The sequence below is a fragment of the Lacticaseibacillus suihuaensis genome, assembly GCF_054785075.1.
The window spans coordinates 1-13,674 of record NZ_BAAGBJ010000012.1 but is presented as its reverse complement, the minus strand read 5'-3'; the positions used below and the strand labels follow the sequence as shown (position 1 = coordinate 13,674).

Genomic DNA, 13,674 nt, shown 5'->3' with positions numbered 1-13,674 from the left:
CTCCGCTAATCTAACAGGCGATTGCGACGTCAGGTGTCGTGAACCGGCGAGAAAAAACGGTCGCGTCGGTCGCAGCCACGGCCAGGCCACAATCGGGCCGTCGCGGCGCCGCCCTCGGCCAGCGAAAAAATCAGAGAAATCGCGCCTGAAAGGCAGGCGAGCCACCGTTCTGGAACCGCTGCCGGGCCCGGCAACACGCGGTTGACGTCGCATCCGGACAGTATGTGTCCAGCTGATAGTGATAATAAACGAGAAAATATCTCGCCTAAAATGTTCTCATCTTCCGATTCCCATCATTTCGTCGCGGGGAGGGGCGGCTGTCAAGACGACGAGCAGTGGGAAGCGGTTCCAGTTTTTATTTTTCGAAACTTTTGAAAGCGACAGCAAGAATTTATTTCGGATTTTTGATTGACTTTTGTTAAAGTTTCTTTATGATGAGATTAGACGTATTTTAGTTCCGTGCGTTAACGATTACCGAGTACCGGGGGAACGCGCGACCGTTGGGGAACGATCGCGACACGACATTGGGGAGCCAGTTATGCAAAACAGTCAGCACATCACCACCGTGACGTCTGCGCCTGTTCCTGAGTTGCACCAGGACGCGCAAGACGTAGCGCTTATTAACGTGGTCGACCTCGATCACCAATATGTCTACCGCTTCGTCAAGCGGGTTTTTGACATCGTCGCCAGCGCGGCCGGCCTCATCGTCCTGTCGCCGCTTTTTGCTGTCCTCGCCTTTCTGATCAAGAAGGACGACCACGGCCCAGTGTTCTTCAGTCAGCCACGCGTTGGGAAAAACGGGCGGCATTTTCGCATGTTCAAGTTCCGCTCCATGTGCGTCGACGCCGAGGCCAAGCTCAAGCAGCTGCTGGACCAAAACGAGGTCGACGGCGCCATGTTCAAGATGAAAGACGACCCGCGCATCACGCGCATCGGCCGCTTCATCCGCCGCACCAGCCTCGACGAGCTGCCGCAGCTCTACAACGTGCTGCGCGGCGACATGAGCCTGGTCGGGCCGCGGCCGCCGTTGCTGCGCGAGGTTGACGAATACACCGACTACGACCGCCAGCGCCTCACCGTCACCCCCGGTTGTACCGGGCTCTGGCAGGTCGGCGACCGCAACAACGTCGGCTTCCAAGGCATGGTCGCGCTGGACCTCGAGTACATCGAACACCGCAGCCTGTGGGAGGACATCGTGATTCTGGTCAAAACGGTCGGCATCGTGTTCAAAGCCACCGGGATTTAAAACGTTCCGAAAAGCGGATTCGGTTCGCGGTTACTTGTAATTAAAACGTTCCGAAAAACGTGTCCGGCGTCACCGCGCCGGCTACCGGTGCCTGGCGTTGCCACAACCGGCGGCGCGACGCATCCGCTCCGAACGCCTGGCGCTGCCAGTGCGGCGGCGCCAAGCACCAACCCGCGGCTCGTGGGGAGTCGCGGTTGCAGTAGCAGTCAGTTCTGGGATGGGAGTCTGGTCCGAGCAGGGGAGCTCGGCCAGACTCCTTGGTGTATCAAGTTTAGTGACTATACCTACTTGAGGTAAAAGTCGAAAGTTAGATGGGGGAAACGTGCGTGGCAAAACCTAAGATACTAATGATCACAGAGGCCATGGGTGGTGGTGTGCTGACCTATTTGGAGAATCTCTCATCTCAGCTAACGGAAGAGTTTGATGTCTTTATAGCGTATGGCCGTAGAACGCAGACGCCTGCCAATCTAGAAAGTCAATTTTCCGGCAAAGTAAAGTTGATACCGGTTAACAGCTTTCGAAGAAATATTAATCCAATTCGTGATTTTATGGCTATGGTAGAATTATCCAGATTAATAAGCCAAATAAATCCGGATATAGTACATTTGCACTCATCCAAGGCGGGCTTTTTAGGCAGAATTCTTTCTATGTTCTATAAAGCTAAGTTTTTTTATACGCCTCATGGTTATAGTTTTCTCATGAAGAATGTCAGTAGCCTGCGAAGAGTGGCTTACAGAATGTTAGAGCTAATTGCATCGAAGAGTAAGACAATCACGATCAGTTGCAGCAAAGGGGAATTTTGCGAGACGCAGAAATTTAGCAAACATTCGCTCTACGTGTCAAATGGCATTGACACAAACGAGATTGATAGGCTTGTTGAGAGCTACCAGCCACTAAGTATTGCAGAGAAGTCGAAGAAACGAGTGTTTACTATAGGACGTATTTGCACTCAGAAAAATCCAAGCCTGTTTAATCAGATTGCGCTTAGCTTGCCAGAGTATGACTTTGTTTGGATTGGTGACGGAGAACTTAGAAAAGAATTGAGTGCTCCAAATATTCAAATTACGGGGTGGCTTTCGAGAAGAGAAGTAATTCGTCAAGTACTTTTGGCTGATATATTTGTTTTGCCATCACTTTGGGAAGGCTTACCAATTTCGCTTTTGGAGGCAATGTACCTTGGGAAACCATGCGTTGTTAGCAACGTAATTGGTAGCCGCGATGTAATTCACAACGGAGAAAACGGATACGTCTGTGAAACACTGAGTGAGTATATTTCTGTGATAAGAAAAATCCAAGCGGAAAAGCCTGAAACACAAATTAGACATGCAAAAAGAGATATACTTACACAATACAACATAAAGTCTATGTCAAAAAAATACGTAGATATTTATCGTGGGGCAGAACCAGACACCATATCAAGTGAGGTAATATGAAATACTCAGCAAGATATTTTCGCGATGACATGCCAACGTGGAAAAAAAGAAAGGATCCGTTATTATCCAAGATTATTTACAGACCTATTTCGTTTTACTTATCTAGCTGGGCCGTGAGAGCGAGCCTTACAGGTAATGACGTATCGTATATATCGGCGGTTCTGGCTATTGTAGCCATCGTAGCCTTTTGCATTCCCGGAAGATGGCCTGCAATAGCAGGAGGCATTCTAGTGAATGTTTGGCTTCTCTTAGACTGTACTGATGGAAATATGGCTCGAAGCCAAAAAAAATTAGCCTTTGGAGACTTTTCGGATGCAATTAGCAGTTATCTTTTAGTTGGCCTTCTTGGACCGGCCCTGGGATTGAGTGTTTATATGAATGGAGGAGCGCTTCTTGCCCCCTCTCAACCTTGGATTATATTTCTTGGGGCTATAGCTTCAAGCTCGGATACGTTAATGAGATTAATTTATCAAAAATATAAGAATACTGAGCTTCACTTGGTGAGCAAGGGGGTTTTGCATTTAGAGGCTGATGTTCGTGAGGATCATACTCAAGTTGGAGATTTTCGAGTGCGAGTTGAGGCTGAATTCGGAATAGGTGGGGTGTTGCCGTTACTTATCTTGATCGGTGCCATTGCTAACGCATTAGATCTTGTGATCCTCTATTGCCTTATATACTACGCCGGGTCTGCAATAGTCGCAGTTTTGATTTATGTTCGACGGGCCCGAAGCCGTGAGAAGGAAATTTAACGATGAGAACACCAGCTGTGAGTATTTTGGTTCCTGTATATAGTGTCCCGGAGAACTACTTGCGAAAGTGTATAGAGAGCCTAATTGAACAGAGCCTACAGGACATTGAAATCATCCTGGTTGATGACGGCTCTCCGGATCGTTGTGGAGAAATATGTGACGAATATGCCCAAACTGATAGTCGTGTTAAAGTAATTCATAAAAAAAACGCGGGTCTGTCAGCTGCGAGAAATTCAGCATTCGATGCAGCGCGGGGCGAATTTATAACTTTCGTAGATGGTGATGACTACTTAGACGGGAATACTTGTGAAATGATGCTGAAGGAGGTCAGACAGCATAAAACTGATGTCGTGATGTGGAATCAGTATTCAGAGGGTTCCAGACGAAAGATTGAAACAAGTAGCCTTGGAGAGGAGCCAATCGAGTACAACGGAGCAGAGTGCTTTGCTTTAGCAGAACGAGTCTTGGACTTTAACGGAAAAATTGCACAGGTTTTTTGTAAATTGATTCGACGATCATTTCTTGTAGACAATAACATTAGACACGTTGATAAGCTAAAGCAAGGGGCAGAGGGGATTGTCTTCAGTTTTTTACTTTTTTCAAAGGCGAATTCTGTGATATATTGTCCGAAAACATCATATCACTATAGGTATAACCCGGAATCGATTTCGCATTTTCCTAGTTTAGAAACCAATCGTTTAATAATTTGTTGCTTCGAATATATTCTTAACATCATCAAATCTTATGACTCAAAAGATGACAGAAAAGAACGACTAACTAGAATGCTTGATACGCGTATACTATATGTAATTGTCACGACTGCCATTTCCGGTATCTTTAATCCATGTAACAAACAACCATATTCAAAAAGAAAGAACGAGCTTAAAAGTTTTCTAGAGATTGGGCTTGTCAAACACGCCATGATTTTTGGCGACTACGGGAAGTTAGATATAAATCGTAGACTTGTAATTGTTTTTTTAAGAAGACGTTGTTTCTTTCCTATATCTTTGTTGGCGCTGGTTAGGCACGTGCAATACGCCCTTATGTAAGTAAGCTGGAGGCATAATGATTTATATAAACATTACTGGAGGACTGGGTAACCAGTTGTTTCAATATGCTTTTGCGAGGAGCTGGCAGAGGCGTACCGGCCAACGAATTGTGCTTAACACGTATGAACTTGATCGGTATGATAGACAGCGAAAAATTGAACTTGACCAGTTTCAATTAAATTCAGATGTTTTTTTTGAAAGCAAAAAATTACCCTGGTTTGTGCATAGACGAAATTTTGGAGCAAAGCTTGCTCGAAGAATTTCTCCAAAACATTTTATGCAATTTTTTGCCAAAAACGAAAATTCACTAGTATGGTATGAAAAAGAGATTCTATCGATGCCGTTCATTCACACCGATAAAGATATATACATTGGCGGGTACTGGCAAGCAGCCGATTATTCAATAAACGTCAGGCATGAATTGAGCCGTGAGCTGAGGCTGCAGGTCCCTAACACAACAAACGTTGCACGATGGTTAGATAGAATTCAAGATGATGAATCATCTGTCTGCATACATGTTCGAAGAGGGGATTACGTAGGGACGGGCTATGAAGTATGTACAGTTGACTACTATCTTCAAGGCATAAGCTTTATTAAAGATAAAATTTCGAACGCACATTTTTACGTCTTTTCAGATGATCGTGCTTGGGCAAAACAACAGCTTGGAAATTTGCCTGGGATAACCATCATTGATGACACGAAAAGTGCCGTCGAAGACCTGGTACTGATGACGGCGTGTCGAAATTTCATCATTTCGAATAGCACCTTTTCATGGTGGGCCCAATATTTGGCCGTTGAACATCGAGAATACGTTGTTGCACCAGACCAGTGGTACCAGGGCTCGAAAGATAGGGCCTTATACTTACCTGAATGGACTTTGATTCCGGTTAGGCTCCAAGAAAAGAGGTAAGACAGTGAAGGGTGTTCAATATGGTGTGGTTATTCTAAACTACAATAGTTACGAGGATACGCTCGGCGCCGCGAGTTCAGTGATTGACAAAGCTACTTCAAAATCATTCGAGATATGCATCGTCGATGGTGGATCCACTAGGCTAGGTGAGTTTCAGAGGCTGAAGGAGTTGAACTTGCCAAATACGTTTGTTGTATCTACCGGTGAAAATCGCGGCTACGCGTATGGAAATAACTTCGGAATTAGATATCTCATAGAAAAGTGTGAAGCCCAGTATATTGTGGTGATGAATCCAGATGTCCGAGTGGAAAGTGCTGGACTTGTTGAATCTTTGATTAACACAGTTGAGCATTCAAGCAGAGAAATTGTGGGTGCTCAGCCAATTGTCTGGACAAAATGGAAAAAAGAACCCAAAAATGAGCAAATCAGTATTCGCAATACGTATCGCTACAGTGACATTTTGATTGAGTCCAATGCTTTGTTGAAACGCGTCTTTAAACGACGATATGATCAACAAGTTTTTAAAAACAGGATTCCGTACGAAAAAAAAATTGATTTTACAGTTCCGTCGGGCGCATTCTTCTTAATCGACAGAGTTTTTTTTGAATCGATTGGAATGTTTGATGAGAGGACGTTTTTGTATACCGAAGAAATTATATTAGGGAAAAAAATCGAGGACAAGCATAAAAAGCTGAGATTTGATCCACATATGTATGTTACACATGAGTCCGGAAAGACAATAGGCTCGAACGCAAAACACGTGTCATTGTTTGCGTTTAGAGAATCTGAAAAATCGCTTGATGTATATTTGAAGTATTACCTCGCAGTAGGAATTCCTAAAAGAGTTCTTGTGAAGACACTCAGTTATTTAAATTTTTCAATAAAGCAAATTGTCTATCTATACAGAAAAATTCGTAACGAGGAATTAAAATGATTTTTATCCTATTAATCTGCTTGATCGGTACGCTTTTTCTGGCATATGTCTTAAATAATCGTGACCTGCTTAGCCCGAGCGTCTTATATGTTAGTGGCTTCTTACTTGCAGTATTCGCTGCCATTCTGAATATAGATAGATGGGGTCTGGATCTTTCATCAAAGACCGTAGTTGTAATCCTTTTGGGAGTTGGAGGTTTCCTCGTTGGTCAGTTGCCTTTTCGAAGATCGATAATAGAAACAAAGGTAAAATTACCAAACAATCCGATATTAATTGGATGGAAGAAAACTCTGACTGTGTCCGTGGTAGGAATTGCATTAACGATTTGGTTGTACCGAGACGTTCAAAGCATCTCGTTAAATGCTGATGATTACTATAAAAGCTTCGGCATGATGACGGCATTTAAAAGCGCACTTGGCGAAGGAAACAGTATAAATGAATTTTTAGAGCAGCTTCTTAAATTTTCAACAGCGACGGGAGTAATCTATTTATTTGTAGTCATATATAACTTGAGTTTGCCTGGTAAACAGAGCAAACGGACTACGTTATTCATGATGTTCCCGGTAGCTATTTCGGTCCTTCAAACGTTAATTAAAGGCGGACGAGGTGGAATTATTGTACTTTTTCTTGGAGGAATTTTCGAATGGTATTACCTCCGAAAAAATACGCAGACACATAAAATAAATATTAATCGAGTACTTATCTTTTACGGAATACTTGCCTTGTTATTGGTCATTTTAGTTTTCTATTACACAAAGTCAATTGTGGGTCGCGTCAGCAGTGAAACAATCTTCCAATATACGACACGCTACTTCGGCGGATCTATTGCGCTACTGGATGAATACTTACGAACTTTACATGAGGGAAACACAGGTGTTGGCATTGAATCATTGACTGGACTTGTCGGGTCTTTAAGCAAGATTCATTTGACCCATTCTGCGATTTCGGTGTCGCTTGAATTCCGAAATTCGTCAACAGGAATTCCACTGGGTAATGTTTATACTGAACTGAGACGAGCTTATCACGATTTTGGAATGAGCGGAGTGTTTATATTTCCTATGATATTGTCGCTTGTATTTAATGGACTGTATGCATTTCTTACGCGTCTCGACTTAGAAAAAACGAGGGGTAGATTTTGGTTCATTCTGTATATGAGCTTGATTGGCCTCATTCCGATGCAGGCCATGGAGGATCAGTTTTTCATTAGCAAGATTTCAATTGGGTACTTTGTTCAGATTGCTGTTTTATATATTTCTGTGTTGTTTGTACTCAAATATAAGTTTGTTTCATCGAAGGGAATGATTATCTCGGATGCAAAGTAGACGAAAAATACTATCTAATCTCCTATACGCATTTTCTGCCCAAGCCATTTCCTTTGTCTTAAGCTTTGTCATGTCATTAGTTGTTCCGAAAATTCTTGGTGTTGAACAGTTTTCATACTGGCAGTTGTTTCTTTTTTACACTACTTATGTGGGATTTCTATCGCTTGGCTTCAACGATGGCCTGTATCTAACACAAGGAGGCCGATCTGTTGGCGAGGCTATTGATGACAATGTTGGACCGCAGATTCGTTTAAATACTGTACTTCAAACAGTTTTCGTTATTGGCATCTGTCTGTTCGCACTAAGAAATACATCTGATTCTTCTCGATCAATGGTCATTATCTTAACGGGTGTCTTTGCGGTACTGAGCAACTTGAACGCTGATATTGGCTATTTTTTTCAAGCTGTTAATGATACTAAAAAGTTCTCCATAGCAACGATGATTGAGAAAGCTTTCTTTTTGATGTTTGTGATTGCTGCACTTCTCTTGAGAACCAGTTCGTATCTTCCGCTTGCGTATCTTTACGTGACGGCGAAGTTTATCTCGTTGTTGTACTTTGCCTATATGTCAAGGACCATGCTGATGATGCCAGGAAAGAGCCTCTACGACACATTTCAGCGTATGCTTCGAAATATGGGTGTAGGGATTAATCTTATGTTTGCAAACATAGCTGGCATGTTAATTATTGGAATTGGCAGAAAGCTAATCGATATTGTTTGGGGAATTGAATCCTTTGGTAAGTTTTCTTTTGCACTTTCAATCGAGAATTTCTTTCTGGTATTTATTTGTCAAGTTAGCATGGTATTGTTTCCAGCTCTGCGTAGAGCGACAACAAAGCAACTTGAAAGTTTTTATGGCACAGGCCAGAAGCTACTGGGATATCTTCTACCGGCGATTTATCTTAGCTTTTTGCCGATAAAATTGATTCTCAATATTTGGATTCCTGAGTATAGTACCAGCTTCGAGGTTTTAGGCTTCCTATTACCGTTATGCATATTTGACGGAAAAATGAACTTACTATCGATGACCTACTTGAAAGTTTTGAGAAAAGAAAAAATTTTGCTTAAGATTAATCTTGAAACCGTCGCACTTAGTGCCACAATCGCGTTGTTGGGGGCGTTTGTTGTAAGGAATATCTACGTAGTCATCTTCTCTATGGTTTTCTCCATAATGTTTAGAAATGTGTATTCGGAATTTCTTCTCGCAAGAATGATTGACTATAAGTGCTTCGGAGACGTTTTTTGGGAGCTGTTTTTAGCAATCGTATACTTAATATCGCTGATCACTTTGCCTGGCATTTTTTCGTGGATACTATTTGCCGTTGTATATTTCGCCTATCTCATTTTTCACCGCGGCGATATTGGAAATATATGGAGAGATGTTTTACGCAAATAACGAGCCACAATAGAATTAGATGTGAGTACAAATACAGAACAGGAAGTTCTTTGGAGGAGATGGGCATTTTGGCCAAACATGCATGCCTCATTATGGCACATCAGCAGGTTGGTTTACTCAAAAAAATAATCAGAATGATAGATGATCCGAGAAACGATATCTATATTCATATTGACAAAAAATCAAAAATTGATGAATCTGATCTTGTAGAGATTGCACAATTTTCGAAAGTGACTTTGACGAATCGAATTTCTGTATCTTGGGGAAGCTACAGTTTAGTTCAAGCAATTTTGCTTTTACTAAAGAAAGCCAGATCAACGAGTCATTATATGTACTACCACTTGATTACTGGAGCTGATTTGCCATTAGTTTCTCAGAGAGTTATGCACAATTTTTTTGATCAACATCAAGGTGAAGAGTTTATCAGTCTGCGACAGATAGAACCGATTTCTGATCTTCATTTTTTAAACCGAGTGGCATACTATTACCCTTTTCAGCAGTTACTTGGTCGCCCGGGCACTCTGGCAAAGATTTTGCGTCACTTAAGCGTCGCACCACAAAAAATGTTACACGTGTCTAGAATTGATTTCACTGAGCCGTTTGGAATTGGGTCGACTTATTTCGACATTACAGATGCGTTTGCTGAGTATATAATTTCTCATGAGGATTTGATACGTAAGACTTTCTCAAAAACTTATTGCGCGGACGAATTATTTGTTCAGACTTTATTTCTGAGATCAAATGGATTTATCCGTTATCACTATACGGGGCCCAGTCTTAAACATGTTGAACGAACCTATCTTGATGCTAAACGATTTATAGATTGGGAAAGAGGCAACCCATATGTTTTCACGGAAGCTGATTTTGACGACTTGTGCGCTAGCGGGTGTTTTTTTGCCAGAAAAGTAGATGAGATCAGAAGTAGCAAACTTATTGATGCTTTTTACGCACGTGTGATGGCCGATCACGATTTAACAATCTAACAGAAACTAGTTCTTACTTTTTAATTGTTATCGGAGGTAGTAATTATGAAAGGGATTATTCTTGCAGGAGGTTCGGGCACCCGACTTTATCCTAGTACACGAGTTGTTTCAAAACAATTAATACCTATATATGATAAACCAATGATTTATTATCCCTTGTCCACTTTAATGCTGGCTGGAATTCGAGATATCCTGATTATTTCAACGCCATATGATCTGCCGAGATTTGAGAGCCTTTTTGAAGATGGACATAATCTCGGACTTAACTTGACTTATCTCGCACAGTCACAGCCTAATGGACTTGCTGAGGCTTTCATTATTGGCGCGAATTTTATTGGCGATGATTCAGTTTGTTTGGTTCTTGGTGATAATGTTTTCTATGGCGGTGGTCTCTCAGATATACTTCAGCGTGCTGCACTTAAATTAGAAGGCGCAACAATCTTTGGGTATCACGTCAGCGATCCGGAACGTTTTGGTGTTGTTGATTTTGATGAGAATATGCATGCAAAGTCAATTACTGAGAAGCCCCAGCATCCTGCCAGCAATTACGCGGTTACTGGTCTTTATTTCTACGACAATGATGTGGTTAGAATTGCAAAGACGATTAAACCTTCCGAACGTGGAGAACTCGAAATTACAGACATTAACCAAGCATACCTAAAGGCAGGAAAATTAGACGTCGAACTCATGGGACGTGGATTTGCTTGGCTAGATACAGGGACGCATCAGTCTCTGCTTGAGGCAGCGAGCTTCATTGCTTCGATTCAAAGACGCCAAAATTTACAGATTGCGTGTCTGGAAGAGGTTGCCTACAGAATGGGTTATATTAATATCAGCCAAGTGAATCAGTTGGCGCAACCGCTTCGGAAAACTGAATACGGTCAGTATTTGCTACAGCTAGTGGAACAGGAGACAGCAAAATGAGTTTGAAAGTTATTCCAACAAAGTTGAAAGACGTTAAGTTGATTGAGACTGACGTGTTTGGTGACAATCGTGGATTCTTTACTGAAACCTACACACGAGATAAATTCCTGGCGGCGGGTATTACCAATGATTTCAACCAGGATAATCAATCCCTGTCGGCCGAGGCCGGAGTTCTTCGTGGTATGCATTATCAGTACGGTAAGCATGCTCAAGCGAAGTTGGTTCGCGTAGTCACAGGAGTCGTTGAGGATGTGCTTGTTGATATTCGGAAAGGTTCGCCGACTTTCGGTCAATGGGAAGGCTATATCCTGAGCGAGGCTAATCACCGACAGTTGCTCGTTCCCAAAGGCTTTGCGCATGGATTTATTACGTTGACGCCTAATGTAAACTTCTGCTATAAGGTTGAGGGATACTATGCACCAGACGCAGATCGGGGCATTGCTTTTGATGATCCGGATATCGGCATCATCTGGCCAATGTCAGCAGACCACTTAATTATGTCTGACAAAGACAAGAAGCACCCGCGGTTAAAGGATGCTGATAACAATTTTGTTTACGGGGAGATTTAACACATGAGACTTCTTGTAACAGGTGGTGCAGGTTTTATCGGCTCGAACTTTGTTCACTATGTTCATGAGACGCAACCCGACGTTGACATTACTGTCCTCGACAAGCTTACATATGCTGGTAATAGGGCAAATATCGCAGATATTCTTGGCGAACGCGTTAGATTGGTGGTCGGGGATATTTGTGACGCAGGGCTTGTCGACAAGTTGGCTAGTCAGGTTGATGCGATTGTTCATTATGCGGCCGAGAGTCATAATGACAACTCACTTCTCGATCCGACTCCGTTTCTTCACAGCAACGTGATTGGAACCTATACACTTTTGGAGGCAGCTCGTAAGTATGACCTCCGTTTTCATCACGTTTCAACTGATGAGGTCTACGGTGATTTACCATTGCGTGAAAATTTGCCAGGTCATGGTGAAGGAGCCGGCGAGAAGTTCACAACCACAAGCCGCTACAACCCGTCTAGCCCATATAGTGCAACGAAGGCTGCAAGTGATATGTTGGTCCATGGGTGGATGCGTTCGTTCAAAGTGAGAGCAACCATCTCGAATTGTTCAAACAACTACGGTCCTTATCAGCACATTGAGAAGTTTATTCCAAGACAAATTACTAACATCCTTGCGGGCATTCAACCAAAGCTCTATGGAACCGGTAAGAATGTCCGGGACTGGATTCATACCCGCGATCATTCAGCTGCCGTCTGGACAATATTAACTAGAGGGACAATCGGGGAGACGTATCTAATCGGTGCAGATGGCGAGAAGGACAACAGGACAGTTCTTGAAGAAATACTCCGCTTAATGGGTAAGAGCGCTTCAGACTTTGAACAGGTCAAAGATCGGCCGGGACACGATTTGCGCTACGCAATTGATTCGACCAAGTTACGTGACGAACTGGGTTGGAGCCCGAAGTACACAGACTTTGAGACTGGATTGCAGCATACAATCGATTGGTATCGGGATCATGAGTCTTGGTGGCGAGCGGAGAAGTCGGCCGTAGAGGCGAAGTATGCTCGACAGGGTCAATAGAATTATTGATGCGAAGCTGATTTAGCTTCGCTTTTTAATGACAATGGAGGTCTCGAAATGAAAGTTTTGATTACTGGTGCCAATGGGCAGCTTGGGAGCGAACTATGTCGACTATTAGATAATCGTGGCCTTGCTTATCGCGGAACGGCTTCAAATGAGCTAGACATTACGGATGCGCAAGCTGTAGAAACATATGTTGCGAATTTCAGGCCAGATGTTATCTACCACTGTGCAGCTTATACATCGGTTGATGAGGCCGAGGGTGAGGGGAAATCTGATAATCAACGCGTTAATGTTGACGGAACACGAAATCTGGCGAAAGCCGCTGAGGCGGTAGGTGCGACGATTGTATACATTAGTACGGATTACGTTTTTGACGGTGAGAGAAAAGACGTGTATTCGGTGAATGACAAACCAGCGCCGAAGAATGAGTACGGTCGTGCAAAGTACGAAGGCGAACAAGAAATCCGCCAATTTGCGACAAAGTATTATATTATTCGTACAAGTTGGGTATTCGGCAGATTCGGTCACAATTTTGTATACACGATGCTTAATCTTGCTAAGACGCATAACCGGCTGACAGTCGTGAATGATCAGTTTGGTCGCCCTACTTGGACCAAAACTCTAGCTGAGTTTATGACATATGCGATTGACCAGAATCTTGAGTTTGGGACTTACCATCTATCTAACGAGGGTAGCTGTACCTGGTACGAATTCGCACGAGAAATTCTTAAGAACAATGATGATGTTGATGTAGTGCCGGTATCATCTAGTGAATATCCACAAAAGGCATATCGGCCTCGGCATTCTGTCCTGGATTTGCGTGAGACGGAAAAGACTGGATTTGAAATCCCGACGTGGCGAGAGGCGTTGCACCAGTTTATGAACGAGGCTGATCTCACCAAATAGTGATTTTAAAACTCTATGTCATTTCTACTTTACGTTATTCATGAAAAACGGCTTCCAAATTCTAACTATAAAGCGATGAAAATATGCCTAAATAGTGATGTGAACCCATGGAGTTGGACAATTAAATAATTCGCTCATGCAGCGTTTTGAAGGGCAAGTTTTCGGCATTCAACTGGAGACTTGCCCTTTAGTCTGCCTTTCACTCGCCGCAGATTGTAAAA

General features: G+C 42.9%; 13 protein-coding genes. All 13 read left to right on the top strand.

What is annotated here, in order from left to right; translation table 11 throughout:
* Positions 1-538 precede the first annotated feature (538 nt).
* The 13 genes from ACYVRZ_RS10325 to rfbD all read left to right on the top strand — a co-directional run bounded on the left by ACYVRZ_RS10325 (position 539) and on the right by rfbD (position 13,453).
* Positions 539-1,246, top strand: coding sequence for a sugar transferase (locus tag ACYVRZ_RS10325; RefSeq protein ID WP_461226642.1), 708 nt, complete (start codon positions 539-541; stop codon positions 1,244-1,246).
* 326 nt (positions 1,247-1,572) lie between these two features.
* On the top strand, positions 1,573-2,679 hold the full coding sequence (locus ACYVRZ_RS10320) for a glycosyltransferase (protein WP_461226640.1): 1,107 nt from the start codon (positions 1,573-1,575) through the stop codon (positions 2,677-2,679).
* Positions 2,676-3,428 (top strand): CDP-alcohol phosphatidyltransferase family protein, encoded by a 753-nt coding sequence (locus ACYVRZ_RS10315; RefSeq protein ID WP_461226639.1) that lies wholly within the window; start codon positions 2,676-2,678, stop codon positions 3,426-3,428. The genes ACYVRZ_RS10320 and ACYVRZ_RS10315 overlap by 4 nt, the downstream gene beginning before the upstream one ends.
* Positions 3,429-3,430: 2 nt before the next feature.
* The gene (locus ACYVRZ_RS10310; RefSeq protein ID WP_461226637.1) at positions 3,431-4,477 is read left to right on the top strand and encodes a glycosyltransferase family 2 protein; all 1,047 of its coding nucleotides are present in this window, start codon (positions 3,431-3,433) and stop codon (positions 4,475-4,477) included.
* A gap of 16 nt (positions 4,478-4,493) precedes the next feature.
* Positions 4,494-5,387, top strand: coding sequence for an alpha-1,2-fucosyltransferase (locus ACYVRZ_RS10305; protein ID WP_461226635.1), 894 nt, complete (start codon positions 4,494-4,496; stop codon positions 5,385-5,387).
* Between the two features lie 4 nt (positions 5,388-5,391).
* Positions 5,392-6,321 (top strand): glycosyltransferase, encoded by a 930-nt coding sequence (locus ACYVRZ_RS10300; protein ID WP_461226633.1) that lies wholly within the window; start codon positions 5,392-5,394, stop codon positions 6,319-6,321.
* Positions 6,318-7,643, top strand: coding sequence for an O-antigen polymerase (locus tag ACYVRZ_RS10295; RefSeq protein WP_461226631.1), 1,326 nt, complete (start codon positions 6,318-6,320; stop codon positions 7,641-7,643). The genes ACYVRZ_RS10300 and ACYVRZ_RS10295 overlap by 4 nt, the downstream gene beginning before the upstream one ends.
* Before the next feature lie 70 nt (positions 7,644-7,713).
* Positions 7,714-9,039, top strand: a complete 1,326-nt coding sequence (locus tag ACYVRZ_RS10290) for an MATE family efflux transporter (RefSeq protein WP_461226630.1) — start codon at positions 7,714-7,716, stop codon at positions 9,037-9,039.
* Between the two features lie 68 nt (positions 9,040-9,107).
* Positions 9,108-10,022: a beta-1,6-N-acetylglucosaminyltransferase gene (locus tag ACYVRZ_RS10285; protein WP_461226628.1), complete on the top strand. Its 915-nt coding sequence runs from the start codon at positions 9,108-9,110 to the stop codon at positions 10,020-10,022.
* A gap of 45 nt (positions 10,023-10,067) precedes the next feature.
* Positions 10,068-10,946, top strand: a complete 879-nt coding sequence (rfbA, locus tag ACYVRZ_RS10280) for a glucose-1-phosphate thymidylyltransferase RfbA (protein WP_461226626.1) — start codon at positions 10,068-10,070, stop codon at positions 10,944-10,946.
* A complete protein-coding gene (gene rfbC / locus ACYVRZ_RS10275; protein ID WP_461226624.1) occupies positions 10,943-11,515 on the top strand; it encodes a dTDP-4-dehydrorhamnose 3,5-epimerase in 573 nt (190 codons plus the stop codon). The genes rfbA and rfbC overlap by 4 nt, the downstream gene beginning before the upstream one ends.
* A 3-nt stretch (positions 11,516-11,518) precedes the next feature.
* The gene (gene rfbB / locus ACYVRZ_RS10270) at positions 11,519-12,544 is read left to right on the top strand and encodes a dTDP-glucose 4,6-dehydratase (protein ID WP_461226622.1); all 1,026 of its coding nucleotides are present in this window, start codon (positions 11,519-11,521) and stop codon (positions 12,542-12,544) included.
* Positions 12,545-12,601: 57 nt separating this feature from the next.
* A complete protein-coding gene (rfbD, locus tag ACYVRZ_RS10265) occupies positions 12,602-13,453 on the top strand; it encodes a dTDP-4-dehydrorhamnose reductase (RefSeq protein WP_461226621.1) in 852 nt (283 codons plus the stop codon).
* The last annotated feature ends 221 nt before the right edge of the window (positions 13,454-13,674 follow it).

Coding starts and splice junctions, on each gene's coding strand:
- rfbB (WP_461226622.1), top strand. CDS start 11,519: ATGAGACTTCTTGTAACAGGTGGTGCAGGTTTTATCGGCTCGAACTTT.
- ACYVRZ_RS10295 (WP_461226631.1), top strand. CDS start 6,318: ATGATTTTTATCCTATTAATCTGCTTGATCGGTACGCTTTTTCTGGCA.
- rfbA (WP_461226626.1), top strand. CDS start 10,068: ATGAAAGGGATTATTCTTGCAGGAGGTTCGGGCACCCGACTTTATCCT.
- rfbD (WP_461226621.1), top strand. CDS start 12,602: ATGAAAGTTTTGATTACTGGTGCCAATGGGCAGCTTGGGAGCGAACTA.
- ACYVRZ_RS10305 (WP_461226635.1), top strand. CDS start 4,494: ATGATTTATATAAACATTACTGGAGGACTGGGTAACCAGTTGTTTCAA.
- ACYVRZ_RS10325 (WP_461226642.1), top strand. CDS start 539: ATGCAAAACAGTCAGCACATCACCACCGTGACGTCTGCGCCTGTTCCT.
- rfbC (WP_461226624.1), top strand. CDS start 10,943: ATGAGTTTGAAAGTTATTCCAACAAAGTTGAAAGACGTTAAGTTGATT.
- ACYVRZ_RS10290 (WP_461226630.1), top strand. CDS start 7,714: ATGTCATTAGTTGTTCCGAAAATTCTTGGTGTTGAACAGTTTTCATAC.
- ACYVRZ_RS10315 (WP_461226639.1), top strand. CDS start 2,676: ATGAAATACTCAGCAAGATATTTTCGCGATGACATGCCAACGTGGAAA.
- ACYVRZ_RS10310 (WP_461226637.1), top strand. CDS start 3,431: ATGAGAACACCAGCTGTGAGTATTTTGGTTCCTGTATATAGTGTCCCG.